Annotated in this window: 20 protein-coding genes; 14 read left to right on the plus strand and 6 right to left on the minus strand. The window is 59.1% G+C overall.

From position 1 onward, the window contains the following. Window positions 1-51: 51 nt before the first annotated feature. Genes ACI3K0_RS26430 through ACI3K0_RS26440 form a run of 3 tightly spaced genes read right to left on the minus strand, consistent with a single transcriptional unit; the run spans window position 52 to window position 2,737 of the window. Window positions 52-549, minus strand: a complete 498-nt coding sequence (locus ACI3K0_RS26430; protein ID WP_206828974.1) for a hypothetical protein — start codon at window positions 547-549, stop codon at window positions 52-54. Window positions 550-577: 28 nt separating this feature from the next. Next, window positions 578-1,567 carry a YVTN family beta-propeller repeat protein gene (locus ACI3K0_RS26435; RefSeq protein WP_206828975.1) on the minus strand — a complete coding sequence of 330 codons (990 nt, stop codon included), beginning with the start codon at window positions 1,565-1,567 and terminating at the stop codon, window positions 578-580. Between the two features lie 33 nt (window positions 1,568-1,600). Next, window positions 1,601-2,737, minus strand: coding sequence for an ABC transporter substrate-binding protein (locus tag ACI3K0_RS26440; RefSeq protein WP_404946550.1), 1,137 nt, complete (start codon window positions 2,735-2,737; stop codon window positions 1,601-1,603). Window positions 2,738-3,245: 508 nt separating this feature from the next. On the opposite strand from ACI3K0_RS26440, the gene pqqB reads away from it, so the two are divergent. Genes pqqB through pqqE form a run of 4 tightly spaced genes read left to right on the plus strand, consistent with a single transcriptional unit; the run spans window position 3,246 to window position 6,377 of the window. Beyond that, entirely contained in the window at window positions 3,246-4,184 is a 939-nt protein-coding gene (gene pqqB, locus ACI3K0_RS26445) for a pyrroloquinoline quinone biosynthesis protein PqqB (protein WP_206828977.1), read from the plus strand. Next, window positions 4,181-4,936 carry a pyrroloquinoline-quinone synthase PqqC gene (pqqC, locus tag ACI3K0_RS26450; protein WP_404946551.1) on the plus strand — a complete coding sequence of 252 codons (756 nt, stop codon included), beginning with the start codon at window positions 4,181-4,183 and terminating at the stop codon, window positions 4,934-4,936. The genes pqqB and pqqC overlap by 4 nt, the downstream gene beginning before the upstream one ends. Beyond that, the gene (gene pqqD / locus ACI3K0_RS26455; RefSeq protein ID WP_286195106.1) at window positions 4,933-5,232 is read left to right on the plus strand and encodes a pyrroloquinoline quinone biosynthesis peptide chaperone PqqD; all 300 of its coding nucleotides are present in this window, start codon (window positions 4,933-4,935) and stop codon (window positions 5,230-5,232) included. Before pqqC ends, pqqD begins: the two co-directional genes overlap by 4 nt. Further along, the gene (gene pqqE / locus ACI3K0_RS26460; protein WP_404946552.1) at window positions 5,229-6,377 is read left to right on the plus strand and encodes a pyrroloquinoline quinone biosynthesis protein PqqE; all 1,149 of its coding nucleotides are present in this window, start codon (window positions 5,229-5,231) and stop codon (window positions 6,375-6,377) included. The genes pqqD and pqqE overlap by 4 nt, the downstream gene beginning before the upstream one ends. On the opposite strand, the gene ACI3K0_RS26465 is transcribed toward pqqE, so the two are convergent. Together ACI3K0_RS26465 and ACI3K0_RS26470 are read right to left on the minus strand one after the other, a co-directional pair. Beyond that, window positions 6,374-6,757 (minus strand): hypothetical protein, encoded by a 384-nt coding sequence (locus tag ACI3K0_RS26465; RefSeq protein ID WP_404946553.1) that lies wholly within the window; start codon window positions 6,755-6,757, stop codon window positions 6,374-6,376. The two genes, pqqE and ACI3K0_RS26465, sit on opposite strands and share 4 nt — an antisense overlap. A gap of 71 nt (window positions 6,758-6,828) precedes the next feature. Further along, entirely contained in the window at window positions 6,829-6,954 is a 126-nt protein-coding gene (locus tag ACI3K0_RS26470; RefSeq protein ID WP_286195109.1) for a hypothetical protein, read from the minus strand. A 456-nt stretch (window positions 6,955-7,410) separates the two neighbouring features. Between ACI3K0_RS26470 and ACI3K0_RS26475 the strand changes: the two genes are divergently transcribed. From ACI3K0_RS26475 to ACI3K0_RS26490, 4 genes are read left to right on the plus strand one after another with little or no spacing between them, the layout of a single operon-like run. Next, window positions 7,411-8,154, plus strand: coding sequence for an ABC transporter substrate-binding protein (locus ACI3K0_RS26475; protein WP_206828981.1), 744 nt, complete (start codon window positions 7,411-7,413; stop codon window positions 8,152-8,154). Between the two features lie 18 nt (window positions 8,155-8,172). Further along, on the plus strand, window positions 8,173-8,829 hold the full coding sequence (locus tag ACI3K0_RS26480; protein ID WP_206828982.1) for an amino acid ABC transporter permease: 657 nt from the start codon (window positions 8,173-8,175) through the stop codon (window positions 8,827-8,829). A gap of 2 nt (window positions 8,830-8,831) precedes the next feature. Beyond that, complete coding sequence (locus ACI3K0_RS26485; protein ID WP_206829010.1) at window positions 8,832-9,560, plus strand: ATP-binding cassette domain-containing protein; 729 nt, start codon at window positions 8,832-8,834, stop codon at window positions 9,558-9,560. 5 nt (window positions 9,561-9,565) lie between these two features. Further along, the gene (locus tag ACI3K0_RS26490) at window positions 9,566-10,876 is read left to right on the plus strand and encodes an NAD(P)/FAD-dependent oxidoreductase (RefSeq protein WP_404946554.1); all 1,311 of its coding nucleotides are present in this window, start codon (window positions 9,566-9,568) and stop codon (window positions 10,874-10,876) included. A 46-nt stretch (window positions 10,877-10,922) separates the two neighbouring features. Here the strand turns inward: ACI3K0_RS26490 and ACI3K0_RS26495 are convergent, their stop codons facing one another. Next, window positions 10,923-11,822, minus strand: coding sequence for a GNAT family N-acetyltransferase (locus ACI3K0_RS26495; protein ID WP_206828983.1), 900 nt, complete (start codon window positions 11,820-11,822; stop codon window positions 10,923-10,925). Between the two features lie 241 nt (window positions 11,823-12,063). On the opposite strand from ACI3K0_RS26495, the gene argE reads away from it, so the two are divergent. The 6 genes from argE (at window position 12,064) to ACI3K0_RS26525 (ending at window position 18,629) form a co-directional block, all read left to right on the plus strand. Beyond that, window positions 12,064-13,194, plus strand: a complete 1,131-nt coding sequence (argE, locus tag ACI3K0_RS26500) for an acetylornithine deacetylase (protein ID WP_206828984.1) — start codon at window positions 12,064-12,066, stop codon at window positions 13,192-13,194. Window positions 13,195-13,209: 15 nt separating this feature from the next. Further along, window positions 13,210-14,133: a glyoxylate/hydroxypyruvate reductase A gene (locus ACI3K0_RS26505; RefSeq protein WP_206828985.1), complete on the plus strand. Its 924-nt coding sequence runs from the start codon at window positions 13,210-13,212 to the stop codon at window positions 14,131-14,133. A gap of 24 nt (window positions 14,134-14,157) precedes the next feature. Next, a complete protein-coding gene (locus tag ACI3K0_RS26510) occupies window positions 14,158-14,514 on the plus strand; it encodes a cupin domain-containing protein (protein WP_206828986.1) in 357 nt (118 codons plus the stop codon). Between the two features lie 121 nt (window positions 14,515-14,635). Next, on the plus strand, window positions 14,636-16,099 hold the full coding sequence (locus ACI3K0_RS26515) for an aldehyde dehydrogenase (RefSeq protein WP_206828987.1): 1,464 nt from the start codon (window positions 14,636-14,638) through the stop codon (window positions 16,097-16,099). Window positions 16,100-16,110: 11 nt separating this feature from the next. Continuing rightward, the gene (locus ACI3K0_RS26520; RefSeq protein WP_404946555.1) at window positions 16,111-17,151 is read left to right on the plus strand and encodes a tartrate dehydrogenase; all 1,041 of its coding nucleotides are present in this window, start codon (window positions 16,111-16,113) and stop codon (window positions 17,149-17,151) included. Window positions 17,152-17,171: 20 nt separating this feature from the next. Then, window positions 17,172-18,629 carry an NAD-dependent succinate-semialdehyde dehydrogenase gene (locus ACI3K0_RS26525; RefSeq protein ID WP_206828989.1) on the plus strand — a complete coding sequence of 486 codons (1,458 nt, stop codon included), beginning with the start codon at window positions 17,172-17,174 and terminating at the stop codon, window positions 18,627-18,629. The last annotated feature ends 39 nt before the right edge of the window (window positions 18,630-18,668 follow it).

Here is an 18,668-nt window from a genome sequence, read left to right on the forward strand (position 1 = left end):
TCCTCCCACGCTCGCTGCTGCGCCGGCCTGACGCCACACAAACTCATTTTCCTATTTGATAGTAATCGTCCCCTTCATTCCCTTGTCGGCGAGATCCGGCACTGACCATGTGTAACTGCCGGGACGAACAGCGGTGAATTGCACCTGCATCGTGCCTTCGCTGTCGAATTCGAGCCACGCCGGCGCGCCGTTCATATGGACCTCTAGATCGTTGATGACGATCTGGTTCATCCAGACATTGCGGAACAGGTCGGTGACGAATTTGTACTCAAGGCCCGCCGCAGAAGTGATCTTCCAGCGATAGCCCTGCCCCGCCACCAGCTCGAAATCCTTGCGGTTGACGGCAAAACTGTCCTTTGCCGAGCCGAGGATCAGTTCCGGAACATCCTTGCTCGCCCGCGTCACCTTTTCCGTCGAAGCCGCCTTGGCAGTCGTCTTGGCAGTCGTCTTGTCGTCGTCATCATCATCCTTGTCCTGCGCAAAGCCGACGCCCACAGACAGAAACACAGCCGCCAAGGCGACCAACCCCAATGTCCGATAATCCAGCATACTTTCCTCCTCCCGTTATCCCGATTTCCTAATTTGGCGAAACCACCACGCCCCACGGCATCGCTCCCACCGTCACCGATTGCACCGGTTCGTCGCTCGCCACGTCGATGAAAGTAATGTCGTTGGAAACGCCATTGGTGCTGATGATCGTCTTCTGGTCCGGTGTGAAAGCGAGCTGCCACACGCGCTGGCCGACCAGCACATATTTCTTCACCTTGTAGGTGGCCGTATCGACCACCGCGACGCGGTTGGCCGGTCCCAGCGCCACATAGGCTTTCTTGCCATCGGCGGTGATGCGCACGCCGACCGGCTGGATCGCTTCGGAGCGCAGGCCGGCGATCTCGAAAGTGATCTTCTGCTTCACTTCCCGGCTGGCATTGTCGATGACCGAAACCGTACCGCCGATCTCCGCACTCACCCACACTTCCGATCCGTCCGGTTTGAATTCGGCGAAACGCGGCCGCGCATCCACCAGCACGTTATGGGTGATCTCATGGCTGTCGGTATCGATGAAATGCGCCATGTTCGTCGTCTCCGACGTGTTGACCATGGTCTTGCCGTCGGGACTGATGCCCATGCCCTCCGGCTCCACGCCGACGGGGATTTCCGCCAGCACATTGCGGCTTTCGATGTCGATGACGGTGACCAGATTGTCGTCCTCGTTAGCGACATAAAGCGTTTTGCCATCCGGCGAGAGAACGAACAGTTCCGGGTCCGGCCCGGAGGGAAGCGTGTCGACGATCTGGAGCGTCTCGGTATCGATCACCTCGATCGTGTCGTCATCGCTGGCGCAGAGATAGATGAACCTGCCGTCGTGCGAGATGGTGATGCCGCGCGGCCGCTGCCCGACGGGAAGTGTTTTCACCACAGTCCCGGTTGCCGTGTCGACAACGGTCACCGTATTGTCCTTCTCGTTCGACACATAGGCCATGAAGGCTTCGGCCGGCTGTGCGCCCATCAGTCCGCCGCATAGCAGCGAAGCAAACGTAATGGCGACTGAAGTCGGTCTTTTCTGCATATCAGCCCCTCCCAAGGCTCCTCTGTTGTCACCTCATTTCAGCACGCACCTCGTCTCCGGCTTATCGACGCCCAATGTATCGAGTTCGGAGAACTGATGCAGAAATCCCTCCTGCGGTGAGGTCGACACCACCGATCGTCCATCGCCGAGGAAGATTGGCTGCCTCAACTGCCAATTCCAGCGCCGAAAGGTCAGCTTCTGCCCCTTGAAGGCTGCAATGGAGAATTCGTCGGAACGGATAAAACCGACGATCTCGGCCGGATCGGCACTGCGCGTACGCGTTGCCGCCTCGCCGACGATGCGTGCTGCCGTCCAAGCAGACATATCCTTCGATAGCATCCGCCGTCCCGTGGCCTTGAGAAAACGATTCTGGATTTGTGTGCCGCCCCATTGCTCGCTGGCCGGATGCCAGGCGGAAGGCATCAGCCCTGCGGTGCCGGCCACCGGTCGTGGCTGCCAGGTGCGAAACGGCACATAGGTGCCGAAAACCTCGCTTTCATCGGCGACCAGCAGAACATCATGCTCGGCCAGCCCCTGCGTAAACACCGGCATTTGCCGCTGGATCTGCACCACGCCGCTATCGGTTCGTCGCGCCGTACCGGTATCGGCAAATTCTTTTTCCGCGACAATCTCCGCGCCGAACCGCTCGGCCGCCCGGCGCAAAGCGTCGACAAACAGCCGGTCACCTTCATGCGAACCATAAATCAGCGCCCAGCGCCGCCATTGTTTCCAGATCAGGTATTGCGCCAGTCCGTCTGCCAGCATGCTGCGCGTCGGTGCCGTATGAAAGACGTTTGCGCGGCAATCCTCTTCCCGCAACCGGTCGTCCGTGGCGCCGACATTGAAGACGATTATTCCTTTGGCCTGGGCTGCATCCGCCAGCGCCAGAAGCTGCCCTGCGGAAAGATCTGCAAGAATTGTCGAGATCCCCTTGCCCACCATCGCGTCGAAAACGGCAAGCACGTCTGAATCCGGCTTCACCTCGACCACATCGAGCGAGAATTTCTGTCCCAGAAAACGACCTGTCGTGTTGTTGTCGGATATGGCGACGCTCGCGCCCGCCACCCCTTCGTCGCGCGGTGGTACATCGAGAACTGACAGCGCCAGTTGCGGCGCATAGGCGCGAATGTAGCCGAGCCTGACTTTGTATACCTCAGGTTCAGGCAGCACCTGACCTGCTGTTCCGGGTTTGGATGAAGCTTGTGCGCGAACCTCTGCGAGAGGCAAAACCGCAAGAAAAATTGAAATGAGTAAAAAGACGAAAACAGCCACCACACATCCTATATGCTCGCAAAAGAACACACATCTCCGATACTGTTCGGATCTGCCATGGATTATCGGTGCCTTGGTCAGATTAGCGCAGACGCATCGGATTACAACCTGTAAATGTGAAGCTGTCTCTAAACTTCGCATTCATCTACAGTTGTACATCGCAGGATTGCGCGTATGATGATCTTGGCCGAAGAGGCCCTTTATGAGGAGGAGAAACTTATGAAGAAGATCTGGAAGAAACCGACGATGTGCACCGTCCCCGTCGGAATGGAAATGTCACGATACTTTCCCGCACAACTTCCGTCGAAAAAATAAGCAGTTAAAGCAGCCTCATCCGGAGCCCGGATGGGGCGTCTTTCAGATATGATATTGAGCCGTGGCGAGATTTCGTCAGGGGAAGGGTTTCATGTACCTGAAGGTTGTGGGGTCCGCCGCCGGAGGTGGCTTCCCCCAGTGGAACTGTAATTTTCATTTGAGCCGCGATGCCCGAAAAGGCGTGGAAAACATCCGCCCCAGAACCCAATCGAGTCTTGCCGCTAGCGCCGACGAAGCGCGGTGGGTGCTGTTCAACGCGTCGCCGGATATCCGACAGCAGATTGCAGCGACGCCGGAACTGCAGCCGGCCGAAAACGCCCCACCGCGTTCCACCCCAATCTCCGCCGTGGTGCTGACGAATGCGGATGTCGATCATATTGCCGGTCTGCTCAACCTGCGGGAGCGGGAGCGGTTCGTCATCTATGCCACGGCACGCGTTCTTGCGGTGCTGGAGCAGAATGCGATCTTCAACGTGGTCGATCCGGCCTTGGTCGAGCGTCGTGAACTGAAGTTGCATGAAATCTCTCCCATTCTGGACTGGCAGAACAGGCCAACCGGCATTTCGGTGGAAGCATTCGCGGTGCCCGGCAAGATTGCCCTTTTTCTGGAAGATCAGGCCAAGGCCGAACAAGGTTTCGGGACCGAAGAGGGCGATACGATCGGCCTGAAGATCACGTCTGGAAACGCCGTGTCGGCCGTCTTTTACATTCCTAGCTGCGCCCGTATCGACGGCGACCTCAGACAGCGCCTGGATCAGGCCTCATGCCTTCTCTTCGATGGAACAGTTTACACCGATGACGAGATGCTGACCTCCGGGGTCGGCTCGAAAACCGGACAACGCATGGGCCACCTGCATATTTCCGGCGATGACGGCTCGATGCATGCTCTGTCCGATCTTGCGATCGGACGGCGGATCTATGTGCATATCAACAACACCAATCCCATCCTGGACAATCGTTCGCCCGAAGCGGCGGCAGTGCACAAAGGCGGCTGGGAAATTGGATACGACGGAATGGAGATCCGCCTGTGAACGAGTTCGCCGATGCCGCACACAATGGACTGACAGCGGATGAACTTGAGGGCATCCTGCGCGAAATCGGCCTTTCCCGTTATCACAACCGCCACCCGCTGCATCACAAGATGACCTCGGGCCAGCTTTCGAAGGGGCAGTTACGGGCCTGGGCGCTAAACCGCTATTGTTATCAGGCTGTTATCCCCCGCAAGGACGCGATGATCCTGTCGCATGCGGAAGATCCCGCGTTTCGGGCCGAATGGCGAAAGCGGATAGAGGATCACGACGGCAGTGACGGCTGGAATGGCGGCATTGCCCGATGGCTCAAACTTGCAACTGGGCTCGGACTTGATCGGGATTTTGTGGCGAGCCAGCAGGGCGCACTGCCGGCCACCCGCTTCGCCGTCGGCGCATATCTGTCCTTCTGTACCGATAAAAGCCTACTGGAGGCGGTGGCGTCTTCCCTGACCGAGCTTTTTTCACCCGTCATCATCGGCGAGCGGGTTCCCGCCATGCTCGCGAAGTATGATTACGTCACCGAGGATATTCTCGAATATTTCAAGCCGAGGCCGGTGCAGGCTTCGCGTGATGCCGATTATGCGCTCGCCTATGTGCGACAACATGCTCATACGCCCGAAAAACAGCAGGCGGTGATCAATGCGCTCGTCTTCAAATGCGATCTACTCTGGGCCATGCTCGACGCATTGGAACAGGCTTACGGCGATCACGGCCACATTCCGCCGGGCGCCTTTGATCCGAAACAGCCATGATGAGACCGCAAAGGCAGCGCATCGTACTTTCTTCCGGGTCGACACCGACGCTGAAGCCGCATGTGCGGCTGCAATATGACACGGTACGGCAGGCTTGGGCTTTGCTGTCGCCGGAAAAGGTGTTCTGGCCGGATGAGGTGAGCCTCGATATTCTCAACCTCTGTGACGGCACGCATTCGGTGACCCAGATCCTGGAGGAACTGTCGATGCAATATGACGCATCCATCGAAGACATAACTTCCGACGTCCAAACCTTTCTGCAGGACTGGTCGGACCGTTCGCTGGTGACGTTATGACCGAAGCGGTTCTTCCCCCGATCGGCATGCTGGCCGAGTTGACGCATCGATGTCCGCTTCAATGCGCCTATTGTTCGAACCCGCTCGAACTTCTGAAGGCAAACCGTGAAATGGCAACGGAAGACTGGCTGTCCCTGTTCGACCAGGCTACCGATCTCGGCGTGCTCCAGATCCATCTGTCAGGAGGTGAACCGACCCTACGGCCGGATCTCGAAACTCTGGTCCGCCGCCTGAGCGATCGCGGCGTCTATACAAACCTGATCACCGCCGGCGTCGGTATTCGTGAAGGACGGATCGACGATCTGGCGAAAGCCGGGCTGGATCATGTCCAGATCAGTTTTCAAGGCGCTGTCGCCGCCACCACCGAAAAGATCGGCAATTATCGCGATGCGCATGTCAAGAAGATCGGGACAGCCGAACAGGTGCGTGCAGCTGGCCTGCCCTTGACGATCAATGCTCCTATCCACCGCCACAATATCGATGAGATCCCGGCCTTCATCGAACTGGCGCTCGAACTTGACGCCGAGAGGCTGGAGATCGCCAATGTTCAATATGCCGGCTGGGCGCTTCTCAACCGCAATACCCTGATGCCGGACCGTGCCGCCGTGGAACACCAGGTGAATGTCGTGCAGGAAGCGCAGGAACGGCTTCACGGCATTCTCGCTATCGATTTCGTCACACCCGATTATTTTGCGGTTTACCCCAAGCCCTGCATGGGCGGCTGGGCACACGACGCCTTCATGGTGGCGCCGGACGGCACTGTTCTTCCGTGTCATGCGGCTGGCACCATACCCGGTCTCGTTTTCGACCGTTTCGGCGAAAAAAGCCTGACCGACATCTGGCACGGTTCCCCGGCATTCAACGCCTTTCGAGGCACGGACTGGATGGCAGAGCCTTGCCGCACCTGCGACCGCAAGGAAATAGACTGGGGCGGCTGTCGCTGTCAGGCGATGGCGATTGCAGGAAACGCTGCCGCCACCGATCCCGCCTGCATCAAATCTCCATTGCACGCGCGCATGGCAGCCTTGATCGAGGAAGCAACGGCGCCCGGAGGGGATGCCTTCCACTATCGCCGGATAGGACGCGGTATGGCTGACCACGCACCCGACTCCACCGAGGCAGTAGGCACCGAACTGAGATACTAGCCCTCTGCATGTAAATTGAGGTGCACAGGAATTTTGGGCCAGCGGAAGCTGAACTTTTGCGAGATTGTTAGGGCAGACGTGCCTGCGGAAAGGCAGGAGAGTACATAATATTTTTCGCTCCGGATGGCGCCGATCGGGCTTTCGCGAGGAGGATCGATCTTATTCCGGGAATATTGTTTGCGGAGGCAGGCTTCGACCTCTGCCATAAGACCGGGTTGCCTTTGTGTTCCCTCGGCTCTGGGGGTAAGGACGATTTCCCTGATGAGTGAGCGGAGAGCTTCCGCCGCCTGCCTGCCGCCGTCCGGGTCGCTGAGAATGTCGGACTGACGCTCAACGCGGCGGCAGTAGAAGTCGGCGAGATTAAGGTTAATATCCGGCATGTCCGCCGGCACTCGCCCAAGGCGGGCGACGATCTCCGCCTTCTATCGCTCAAGGTCGTCCATGCGGGCTTTCAAGGACGGCTGGTCACGCCGTCCTCGATGGCCGCAATGATGCCGGCGATGGCCTTCTCGACCTTGGCGAGCGACTTCCGATCGTTCTGCGCCTGCGCGCGGCGATCCCGGATCAGCCGGTTCATTTCCTCCGTGTATGCTTTGACGGCCTCCGGAAAACTCGCTGCGGGTCAGAGCGTAATTAAGCCATTAAGGAGATACGAACTTTTGACCATACCTTTCAGGCAGCAAACCGCTGTGTTGGATGAAATCATGCGGCGTGAATTCTTATCCATGGAAGTTATCTTACAAGCTCGCGCGACCATCACCCAGCCATGCGGAATTGATAAATCAAATGCGCGGTCATCCCAATGAATTTGGAATGAGCTCATGATTCAGCATTATCTGCTGTGAAGTATTCGCCATTCGCAACATCGTACGATTCCGAGATGAGACACTCTGTCCTACCGGACGATTTTTATAATCCTGCACCGGGCTTCAATGCTCTGCACACGCAACAATGTTTCCGAGAGATTACGTTTGTCTGTCGGAGATAATCCGCGATGCATTTTCTTGAAAAATATAAAAAGGGAACATGTAAAATGTGGTTCAAGACAACTCTGGTCGCCATATCTTTCGCAGTCGCCGCGCATACAGCTCAGGCGCAGACGGTCTATAAGGTCGGGTCGACACCGACGGGTACTCCCTTCACCTTCCTCGATGCTAAAACCAATACCATCCAGGGAGTGATGGTGGATGTCATCGAGGGGATCGCCAAGGACGGCGGATTCAAGATCGAGATCCAGCCGATGCAGTTCTCGGCGCTGATCGCCGCGCTGACCTCCGGCAAGATCGATATCATTTCGGCGGCCATGTATGGCTCGCCCGAGCGCGCCAAAGTCGTCGACTTCAGCCAGGATGTTTACGCCTATGGCGAAGGCCTGGTCGTATCTGACAAGGACACGACCGATTACACCAGCGTCCAGGATCTCAAGGGCAAGAAGCTCGGGGCTCAGGTCGGCACCCGCTACATCGATTACATGAAATCATCCGGCGCGCCGTCTGAGGTAAACGCGTATGAATCTCTGCCCGACATCCTACGCGATGTCACCAATGGTCGCCTCGACGGCGGCGTCGGCGACTATCCGATTCTCGCCTATAACATTGCTCAGGGACGTTTCCCGGGACTTCGCCTCGTTCAATCCTACAAGCCGGCTGTCGTCGGTCCGATCAATATCGCGGTCACCAAGGGCAATGCCGAGCTTCTGGAAAAGATCAATACCGGGCTTGCCAAGATGAAAGAGGACGGCCGCTTCGACGCGATAAAGAAGAAGTGGGGCCTCTAAGACTCGGCAACAAAGATCATGTCTCATTTCTTCGAGCAGGCGCCCGGCTATCTGCCGATCCTGATGCAGGGCGTCTATCTGACCGTGCTCGTGACCATTGGAGCATTTGTACTTGCGACCGTGCTCGGTCTGGTCTGGGCCTCGATGCGGGTGAGCGGCATTGTGCCGCTTGCCTTTACCGCCAGTACGATCATCATCATCGTCCGCGGCATCCCCGGAATGGTGATCCTGTTCTACATCTACTTCGTCATGCCGGATCTCGGCCTGTCGCTGACGGCCGTTCAGTCAGCCATAATCGGCCTGGGCATAGCCTATTCGCCTTACATGGCGGAGGTCTTCCGCTCAGGCATAGAAGCCATCGACCGGGGCCAGACGGAAGCGGCGCTTTCGATCGGCATGGGCTGGGGCCTGCTGATGCGACGGATCATCCTGCCCCAGGCGATCCGTGTTGCATTACCACCCTACGGCAGCACGATGATCATGCTGCTCAAAGATTCCTCGCTCGCTTCAACGATCACCGTCGCGGAGCTGTCGCTGCAAGGAAAGTTGCTTGCGTCCTCGACCTTCGAGAACACGATCATCTTCACACTTGTCGCATTCATCTATCTTGCCATGAGCCTGCCGCTGACGGCTTTCAATTCATGGCTTGAACGACGTCTGGGGAAATCGCGATGAGCATCATCGAACTGAAGAACATCCGCAAGAGTTTCGGCACGATCGAAGTCATCCACGACATTTCCTTCTCGGTGAAAAAGGGCGAGGTCGTCTGCATCATCGGCCCTTCGGGATCCGGCAAATCGACCTTGCTTCGCTGCATCAACGGGCTTGAGACCTATCAGGGCGGCGAGATCAGGGTTCATGGCGATCGCGTCGATACCGCCAGCAAAAGTATCAAGCGCATCCGCACCCGGGTGGCCATGGTGTTTCAGCGCTTCAACCTCTTCCCTCATATGACGGCGCTCGAGAATGTCGCGGAAGGGCCGATCTACGTTAAGAACGAACCGCGCGAGAAAGCGCTTGAGCACGCTCGCGAATTGCTGACACGCGTCGGGCTTGCGGCGAAGGCAGACAGCTATCCGCCCCAACTGTCGGGTGGCCAGCAGCAGCGTGTCGCCATCGCCAGGGCGCTCGGAATGCAGCCGGACGCCATTCTGTTCGACGAACCGACATCCGCGCTCGATCCCGAACTCGTCGGTGAGGTTCTTGCCGTCATGCGATCATTGGCCGCGGAAGGCATGACCATGGTTGTCGTTACGCATGAGATGGGCTTTGCACGGGAAGTTGCCGATCGCGTGCTCTTTCTCGACGGTGGCGTCCTGGTCGAACAGGGTCCTCCCGAAGAAGTGCTGAGCCGTCCGCAAAACCCGCGCACGCAGGATTTCCTGCGACGCGTTCTAGAAGCGTAACGGCCATGACGAAGCTGAAAAGCCGCTTTTTCACCCATGATGCCGTTAATGAACCCTATTGGTGGGAGGATGCGAAACCGACAGCAACCCTGGAAGCGGATCTGCCTTCCCATAGCGAGGTGGTCATTATCGGGGGCGGCTTCACCGGCCTCAATGCGGCCCTTACGCTTGCCAGAGCAGGCCGACAGGTTACCGTATTGGACGCCGAAGCCCCCGGCTGGGGCGCCTCTTCACGAAACGGAGGCATGCTGGGACCGGGCTGGGCAACATTCGACACGGCCATGGCCTATGGTGCCGACAAGGCAAGGGCAATCGTCACCGAGAGCTTTCAGGCTCTGCAGCACGTAACGGATGTCGTCGGCCGGGAGAAAATCGATTGCGATCTGGCAGTCGTCGGATATTTCCGCGGCGCTGTTACACCGCGTGCTTACGATGCGATGGGCGCGCAGCTGGAGCGCATCCGCAAGGTCATGCCCTGTGATGCTTATCTCGTGCCACGTGCGGAACAACACGGCGAGATAGGCACAGACTTCTATCACGGAGGCCTCGCCATTCCCGGCTATGCCGGGTTACATCCGGCCCGATACGTTGCAGGCCTGGCACAGGCTGTCAAACGAGCGGGCGTGAAAATCGTTGCTGGCGTGCGCGTGACGGCACTCGAATGGCAATCGACAGGCTTCAGGGTGTCGGACGGCAAGAGGCAGATCGAAGCAAAGCAGGTTCTGCTCGCCACGAACGGTTATACCGGCCCGCTCTATCCTTTCCTGCAGCGCCGTATCATCCCGATCCGCAGTGCAATCATAGCAACCGAACCTCTGCCATCCGCCGTCATGAGCCAATTGATGCCGAAGCGGCGCATGCTTGCCGGAAGCCAGCGTGTCGTCACCTATTTCCGGCCATCGCCGGACGGGACGCGCATCCTCTTTGGCGGCCGGGTGCTCAAGGTTACCGGTGAGGACGTAGTGGAAACGAATGCCGCGCATCTGCGTAAACAGATGCTGCAGGTTTTTCCCGAACTGGCGGACGCAGGGATTTCCCACTATTGGCACGGCCAGACCGGTTTCACCTTCGACAAGCTGCCGCATCTCGGTCAACATGAAGGCGTTTATTATGCCTGTGGTTATAACGGGACCGGCATCGCGCGCGCCAGCTGGTTAGGCCACAAGATAGCCCAACGCATGCTGGGTATCGAAGATGAACCGAGTGCCTACGCAGATCTGCCCTTCCGCAGCCGTCATCTCTATTACGGCAAGCCTTGGTTTTTGCCCCTCGCCGTTCTCTATTACGAGATGCGTGACCGCTGGGACCAGCGGTAACGCAGGCCCGAATGCTTCCATCAGGCAGTTCCGCTAACGCGCATCTTCAGCCGAAGGATTGCGAAGCCAACCCATAAACAATTGGCCGGCCGCCGTCGCTTTCGCCATAACTCGCAGCCTCGGATGTCACCATCGTTTTGACCGTGTCGTAGACGGACATGCCGGACTGCTGGACAAAATTCGCAAAGTCGCCGGTCTCGAAACGAAGGTCGATCCGCAGGAAACTCCCGACATGCGCAACGATTTGCGGACGTGTCACGACGATGGCATCCGCATCGCAGGACGCGACGATCGGGCCGATCACATGCCCGCGCCCGAACCGGCGTCTCATCGAATAGGCAATCAACCGGTCGCCGTCATAAAGACCGTAGCAGATCGAGCTTTCAAGCAGACGGATGAGATGAACCCGTCGCTCCGCACCGAAGGCGGGCGTATCGAGCGCAATCACCGCTTCAATATCGGCGCGATCCAGGCGTCTGAGCGTCAGTCCGTCGGCGATTGCGGCGGTTTCTGGCGGCGCAACGGCCTCGCCCTGACATTGAAATATCGTCCGTTGCGGGCGAAAGCCGAACGAGACGTAAAGGCGGCGTGCCTCACGGGTCGAGTTGAGACGAATATGCCGGCCGGAACAATCCGCAAGCACACGTTCCATCAGCCATCTCGCAGCGCCGTTCGCCTGCAGTCGAGGGGCGGTAATCAGCATGCCGAAAGTGGCGAACTGATCTCCATGAGGAAACCACATGGTGGATGCGGATATTCGCCCGATCTCGTCAAGCGCGACGAAGCCGTGGCCGACATCGCGTGCGTGCTGCCAATCGGGCGCCCGATGCGGCCATCCGACGGAAATCGACAATGCCTGAAGTTGTGAAAGCTCAACATCCGCGATGTCAGCCGTACGCATCTCGAACGCATCGACGTGCAATGTCTGTGGTATCTTCGTATTCATCCTTCACCCAGCCGCGACAGGACTTTCTTGCAGGCCCGGTAAAAAGCCCATCACTCCCAGTGATTATGTTAGCCCGCTCCCGGCGAAACATTTCACTGCGAAGATGAGTTTCGGCACAAGATTGCACCGTATCCCTTCGACTTTCAGCAGCCATCCCTTTTCCCGACGACTAACCTTGGTCTTCAAATCGGGGAGATGCCGCCATTACGGCACATAACAACTGGGCATGACGGCAAGATCGATGCGCACCTACGAGATTCTGGAAAAACTGGTTGGTTTCCCTTCAGTTGTCGGCACGCCCAACAACGATATCGTTGAATGGATCGCGGCTTATCTCTCCTCGTTCGGCATCAAGTCGCATATGCTTGCAGGCCCCGAGGGTGACCGCGCCAATCTTTTCGCCACGATCGGCCCGGCCGACAGGTCCGGCTATATTCTATCAGGTCACATGGATGTGGTGCCGGCCGGCGAGGCTGGATGGAACAGCGATCCTTTCGCATTGAGAGCCGATGGCGAAAAGCTGTATGGCCGCGGCACCAGCGACATGAAAGGTTTTCTGGCAGCTGTTCTGGCAGCCGTTCCCGCGCTGGTCGCTGCCCCCCTTGCACGCCCGATCCATCTTGCTTTCTCCTATGACGAGGAAGCCGGTTGCCGGGGTGTGCCGCATCTGCTTGCCCGGCTGCCGGACCTTTGCCTGGCCCCGCTCGGCGCCATCATCGGAGAACCGAGCGGCATGCAGGCGATCCTTGCGCACAAGGGAAAAGCTGCAGCCCGGCTCACGATCACGGGGCGAACGGGACATTCCTCGAGGCCCGATCTCGGCCTCAATGCTATTCATGCGATGACCGAAGTATTGCAGGCCTCCGTCGCTGCGACAGCGGAGCTGACAAACGGTCCGTTCGAAAGAGAATTCGAGCCGCCCTATTCCTCCATTTCCGTCGGAACGATCCGCGGTGGCCAGGCCGTCAACGTCATTCCGGACCACTGCTCGCTTGAGATAGAGGCACGAGCCATTTCGTCCGCGGAACCGCAGACACTGCTTGCTCCCGTGCGAACGGCAGCAGCAGCACTCACCGCCAGAGGTTTCGAAGTCGACTGGCAATTGCTCAGCGCCTACCCTGCCCTTCTGCTTGCCTCCTCGTCACCGCTCGCGGCCCTTCTAGAAGACCTAACCGGCATCGAGCCGCTCGCCGCGGTCAGCTATGGCACGGAGGCAGGTCTCTATCAGCAGGCAGGCATCGACGCGATCGTCTGCGGGCCGGGGGATATCGCCCGCGCCCATAAGCCGAACGAATTCATCCTGACGAGCGAACTGGCTGCTTGCCAGACGATGATCGAGATGCACGGCCAGATATGCTGCCGGCAAACTTGAGATGGGAACAGCATCATGACCTTCCTTTTCCACTCAGACGCCGTGCGCGGCCAGATTTTCCGGGACGCCTTTGCCCGGGACCTTCCTGACCTGCCCTATTCCATGGATCCTTCGACCGTCGATCCCGACGCCGTTCGTTACCTCATCACCTGGACTGTTCCGGAAAACCTTGCACGTTACCGCAACCTCGAAGTGCTGTTTTCCACTGGCGCCGGCATAGACCAGTTCAGCGCGGCCTCGGTGCCAGAGCATGTGAAGATCGTGCGGATGGTCGAAGAAGGCATCGTGCGGATGATGCAGGAATATGTGCTGCTCGGCGTGCTCGCGCTTCACCGCAACCTTCCCGCCTATCTGCTGCAGCAGAAGGCCGAAGCGTGGAAAGTATTGCCGCAACCACAGGCCGGCGAACGCCGTATCGGCGTCCTCGGCCTCGGCAATCTCGGCCAGGCCGTGCTCGATCGCCTGAAGCCCTTTGGCTTTCCTCTTGCCGGCTGGAACAGGTCGGAGCGCAGCATCGATGGAGTTCGCTGCTACAGCGGCGCGGATGGTCTGAAGGCCATGTTGTCCGAAACCGACATTCTCATCTGTCTGCTTCCCCTGACCGACGAGACACGCGGCTTCCTGAACTCCGATATCTTCAACGCGATGCCCAAGGGTGCAGGCCTCGTGCATGTCGGACGCGGCCCACAACTCGATCATGATGCATTGCTGTCCGCCCTTGATAACGGCCAGCTTTCGGCAGCCGTGATCGACGTGACAGACCCGGAGCCGCTCCCGGCCGGCCATCCATTCTGGCGGCATGAGAAAATCCTGCTCACGCCGCATATCGCCAGCATCACCCAACCCCATACGGCCGCGCGTGCCGTGATCGACAATATCAAGAGGCTTCGCGCCGGACTGGATCCGGTCGGCCTCGTCGACAGACAGCGCGGATATTGAAACCTCGACATCGAAAGGACAACCATGTCGCTCCTCAAGACCATCGAAACCAACCCGTCCTTCGCCCCGCGTGAAGGACGCCCCACGCCTGAAAGGTTGATTTCCGGCGACCCGCAGTTCAAGACATGGGCGCAGGATGAAGCACATGGCGAGCTTATCCACACCGGTGTCTGGGAAGCGACCCCCGGTCTCACCCACTCGATCAAGGGCGAGACCTTCGAGTTCTGCCACATCATTTCCGGCATCGTCGAAATCACCCCCGAGGATGGCGAGCCGGTCGTCTACAAGGCCGGCGATAGCTTTGTCATGAAGCCGGGTTTCGTCGGTGTCTGGAAGACCATCGAAACAGTTCGCAAGATCTATATCACGGTCACGCCCTGACACGAATGCAGGCGGCGCGGTTTGATGGTCAAGCCGCGCCGCATTCGGCCATGTGCCGAGACCCCATGGACAAGCATTGCGCAAACGACGGTATTGTCGTCACGTAACCGGAGGCATAGCGATGAGCCTGAGTTTCGATCCCGACAGCCTGACCTTGCCTGTGGGGCATTTTATCGGTGATCGGCTTATCTCGGCCGAGGGCATGATCCCGATGCAACGGCCATCTGACGGGAAAAACTATGCCGGCTGCCCGGTTGCCGACGCCGATGTCGTTGATCAGGCAGTCCAGACCGCGAAATCGGCGCTGAAAACCAGCAATTGGGGCGGCCTCCGCCCGCGCGAGCGACTGAACCTCCTGCATCGCTGGGCCGATCTCATCGAGCAGGAGGCGGAAAGGCTGGCCCGGCTGGAGGCCATATCCTCCACCCGCCCAGTCGGTCAGCTGGTCTCGGGCGATATCGCGGTCTCCGCCGAGCAGATCCGCTTCTTCGCCGAATTCGCCGACAAGGAAGGCGGCGAGCTGGTGCCGACCGACGATGGCAATCTCGGCATGATCATGACGGAACCCTATGGAGTGGTCGGTGCCATCACCCCATGGAATTTCCCGATCAACATGGCGGCGTGGAAACTCGGCCCGGCACTTGCCGCCGGCAATGCCGTTGTCCTGAAGCCGTCCGAGATGACACCCTTTTCGACGCTCTATCTTGCTGAACTCGCAGTTCGGGCCGGCATACCGGCGGGCCTGATCAACATCGTGCTCGGCGACGGAATGACCACCGGCAACGCCATTACCGGGCACCCCAACATTGCCAAGGTAAGTTTTACCGGCTCGACGCGCGCCGGCTCGGCGATAATGGAGAATATCGCCCGCACCGGCATAAAGCCGATGACCCTTGAGCTTGGCGGCAAGAGCCCGCAGATCGTCTTTGCAGATGCAGATATCGAGAAGGCGGCTGCGGCGGTGACGGCAAGCATCACCAGCAATGCCGGACAGGCCTGTGTTGCAGGATCCCGGCTGATCGTCGAAAAGAACGCCTCCGCTCGGCTTATCGAAGCCATCCTGAAACGGATGAAGACCATTGTTCCAGGCCCGACCTGGGATGCGGCAAGCCAGTATTCACCGATCATCTCCGACAGGCAGCGCCAGCGCATCGATGACATCGTCACCGCCTCGGTCGCAGCCGGCGCGGAACGGCTGACGGGCGGCAGTTCCATGGATTTACCCGGTTATTTCTACGCGCCAACGCTCCTGACCGGCATCGACCAGACGTCTCCGGCGGTGGTCGAGGAGATCTTCGGGCCTGTTTTGACCATACAGACATTCGAAGAGGAGGAAGAAGCCATGGCGCTTGCCGATCACCCGAGCTATGGGCTGGCCGCCGGCCTCTTCACCAGCGATCTTTCGCGCGCAATCCGGCTCACCCGCCGCCTGCAGGCCGGCACGATCTGGGTCAACCGCTACGGCCGTTCGCGCGACCATATTTTGCCGACAGGCGGCTACAAGCAGTCAGGTATCGGCAAGGATCTCGGCCGGGAAGCATTCCAGGCCAATCGAAAAAGCAAGAGCGTCCTGATCAGCCTCTGAGGATGAAGAACATGAAGACACACACGATAGCCCTGATCCCCGGCGACGGCATTGGCCGCGACATGACTGCAGCCGCCTGGTCGGTGCTGCAAAAGGCCGCCGGCAAGCACGGTTTTGGCCTGAAGGGCTCCGAGTTCCCCTGGTCCTGCGCCTTTTACAAGGAGACCGGTGCGATGATGCCGGCCAACGGCATCGAGATCCTGCGCGGCTTCGACGCCATCCTGCTCGGTGCTGTCGGTTGGCCCGCAGAGGTTCCGGATTCGGTTTCGCTGCACGGGCTGCTTCTGCCGATCCGCAAGAGCTTTGTGCAATATGCCAATATCCGCCCGCATCGCCTGCTGCCGGGCGTGGAAGGCCCGCTCAAAGCGACGCAATTCGATATCCTTTGCATCCGCGAGAATACCGAGGGCGAATATTCGGGTGCTGGCGGACGCATCCACCAGGGCAGTTCCGACGAAGTCGCCGTCGAGACATCGATCTTCACCCGTAGAGGCGTGGAACGTATCCTTCGTTTTGCCTTCGAACAAGCACGCAGCCGTCGCGGCAAGCTTGCATCCGTCACCAAATCGAACGCCCAGAAATATTCGATGGTGTTCTGGGACGACGTGACGAAAGAACTTTCCGCCGAATATCCGGATGTCGAGGTCACCAGCTATCATATCGACGCCATGGCAGCACGCATGGTGATGGCGCCTGAAAGCCTCGACGTCGTGGTTGCCTCCAACCTGTTCGGCGATATCCTGACCGATCTTGGCGCTGCCATCCAGGGCGGACTTGGCTTTGCCGCTTCCGCCAATATCAATCCCGAGCGCAACGCCCCGTCAATGTTCGAGCCGGTACACGGCTCCGCTCCCGATATCGCCCATCTCGGCATCGCCAATCCGATCGCCACGGTCTGGTCCGGCGCCATGATGCTCGACCATTTGGGAGAAAAGGAAGCCGCCACCACGATCATGAAGGCGGTCGAGGCTACCACCGCAAGCGGCATCGGTAGCGTCCCCGGCAAGGACGGGACGGACGCCATCACCAGCGCGCTGCATGCCGCGATCTAACATTACCGAGGACCGGACCAATGCAGAATTTGAACCTCTCGTCCCTGTTTCGGCAGGAAGGCCTGATCGGCGGAACATGGGTCTCTGCCCGATCAGGCAAGACGGTCGACGTCACCGACCCGGCCAGCCAGACGGTCGTCGGCACTGTTCCGGATATGGGCGGTAACGAAACGCGTGCGGCGATCGAAGCGGCCAACAAGGCCTATCCGGCATGGAAGAAGAAAACCCATGCCGAGCGTGCAGCGCTGCTCGAAGCCTGGTATGGCCTGATGATCGAGCATATCGAGGATCTGGCACTGATCCTCACCACCGAACAGGGCAAACCTCTCGATGAGGCGCGCGGCGAAATCCGCTACGGCGCATCCTTCGTCAAATGGTTCGCGGAAGAAGCCCGCCGCATCGGCGGCCAGACCATCCCGTCGCCGACACCGGATCGCCGCATCATCGTCTTGAAGGAAGCCGTCGGTGTCTGCGGCATCATCACGCCGTGGAATTTCCCGAATGCGATGATTACCCGCAAGATTGCCCCGGCGCTCGCCGCCGGCTGCACGGTCGTCGTAAAACCATCCGAATTCACCCCCTACTCGGCGCTGGCGCTGGGCGTGCTCGCCGAAATGGCGGGAATTCCGGCCGGCGTGGTCAATATCGTTACCGGCATGCCGAAGGAAATCGGCAACGAGATCATGGCCAATCAGACGGTGCGCAAGATCTCCTTTACCGGCTCCACTCCTGTCGGCTCGCTCCTGATGCGCGGCGCCGCCGACAGCGTCAAACGCCTGTCTTTGGAACTCGGCGGCAACGCGCCTTTCATCGTGTTCGACGATGCCGATCTCGATCTTGCCGTCGAAGGCGCGATCATCTCGAAATTCCGCAATGGCGGGCAGACCTGCGTCTGTGCCAACAGGATCCTGGTACAGTCCGGCGTCTACGAACGCTTCGCCGAAAAACTCACGGCACGGGTCAATGCCATGAAGGTCGGCCCCGGCACGGAGAAAGGCGTTTCGATCGGCCCGATGATCAACCAGGCGGCCATCGCCAAGATCAATCGCCATGTCGAGGACGCGCTCGCCAAGGGCGCAACGATCATCTCCGACAAACCTGAACTGCCGGCAAGCGGGCAGTATACCGCTCCGATCGTATTGACCGGCGCAACGACGGACATGCAGCTTGCAAACGAAGAGACCTTCGGTCCCGTTGCTCCCCTCTTCCGCTTCGAGACGGAAGACGAGGCGATCGCCATTGCCAATGGCACGCCCTTCGGTCTCGCCGCCTATTTCTACACCGAAAGTCTCCGGCGGGCATGGCGGGTCGGCGAGGCGCTCGAATTCGGCATGGTCGGATTGAATACCGGCGCGATATCGACGGAGGTCGCCCCATTCGGCGGCGTCAAGCAATCCGGCCTCGGTCGTGAGGGATCACAGCTCGGTATCGATGAATATCTGGAAGTGAAGACCTTCCATATCGGCGGGCTCGCCTGAGCCCGACCTCAAGGTGTCACGAAAAAGAGTGGAGTTGCA

Origin of the sequence: Rhizobium sp. ZW T2_16 (assembly GCF_044987325.1) — a bacterium.
GTDB lineage: Bacteria > Pseudomonadota > Alphaproteobacteria > Rhizobiales > Rhizobiaceae > Neorhizobium > Neorhizobium cellulosilyticum.

Excerpts from the sequence above, each read along its gene's own strand:
- ACI3K0_RS26435 (WP_206828975.1), bottom strand. The coding sequence starts at position 1,567 with ATGCAGAAAAGACCGACTTCAGTCGCCATTACGTTTGCTTCGCTGCTA.
- ACI3K0_RS26430 (WP_206828974.1), bottom strand. The coding sequence starts at position 549 with ATGCTGGATTATCGGACATTGGGGTTGGTCGCCTTGGCGGCTGTGTTT.
- pqqD (WP_286195106.1), top strand. The coding sequence starts at position 4,933 with ATGATGAGACCGCAAAGGCAGCGCATCGTACTTTCTTCCGGGTCGACA.
- ACI3K0_RS26525 (WP_206828989.1), top strand. The coding sequence starts at position 17,172 with ATGCAGAATTTGAACCTCTCGTCCCTGTTTCGGCAGGAAGGCCTGATC.
- ACI3K0_RS26470 (WP_286195109.1), bottom strand. The coding sequence starts at position 6,954 with ATGAACCGGCTGATCCGGGATCGCCGCGCGCAGGCGCAGAACGATCGG.
- ACI3K0_RS26465 (WP_404946553.1), bottom strand. The coding sequence starts at position 6,757 with ATGCCGGATATTAACCTTAATCTCGCCGACTTCTACTGCCGCCGCGTT.
- ACI3K0_RS26490 (WP_404946554.1), top strand. The coding sequence starts at position 9,566 with ATGACGAAGCTGAAAAGCCGCTTTTTCACCCATGATGCCGTTAATGAA.
- ACI3K0_RS26510 (WP_206828986.1), top strand. The coding sequence starts at position 14,158 with ATGTCGCTCCTCAAGACCATCGAAACCAACCCGTCCTTCGCCCCGCGT.
- ACI3K0_RS26515 (WP_206828987.1), top strand. The coding sequence starts at position 14,636 with ATGAGCCTGAGTTTCGATCCCGACAGCCTGACCTTGCCTGTGGGGCAT.
- ACI3K0_RS26520 (WP_404946555.1), top strand. The coding sequence starts at position 16,111 with ATGAAGACACACACGATAGCCCTGATCCCCGGCGACGGCATTGGCCGC.
- ACI3K0_RS26505 (WP_206828985.1), top strand. The coding sequence starts at position 13,210 with ATGACCTTCCTTTTCCACTCAGACGCCGTGCGCGGCCAGATTTTCCGG.
- ACI3K0_RS26475 (WP_206828981.1), top strand. The coding sequence starts at position 7,411 with ATGTGGTTCAAGACAACTCTGGTCGCCATATCTTTCGCAGTCGCCGCG.
- ACI3K0_RS26495 (WP_206828983.1), bottom strand. The coding sequence starts at position 11,822 with ATGAATACGAAGATACCACAGACATTGCACGTCGATGCGTTCGAGATG.
- pqqB (WP_206828977.1), top strand. The coding sequence starts at position 3,246 with ATGTACCTGAAGGTTGTGGGGTCCGCCGCCGGAGGTGGCTTCCCCCAG.
- pqqE (WP_404946552.1), top strand. The coding sequence starts at position 5,229 with ATGACCGAAGCGGTTCTTCCCCCGATCGGCATGCTGGCCGAGTTGACG.
- argE (WP_206828984.1), top strand. The coding sequence starts at position 12,064 with ATGCGCACCTACGAGATTCTGGAAAAACTGGTTGGTTTCCCTTCAGTT.
- ACI3K0_RS26480 (WP_206828982.1), top strand. The coding sequence starts at position 8,173 with ATGTCTCATTTCTTCGAGCAGGCGCCCGGCTATCTGCCGATCCTGATG.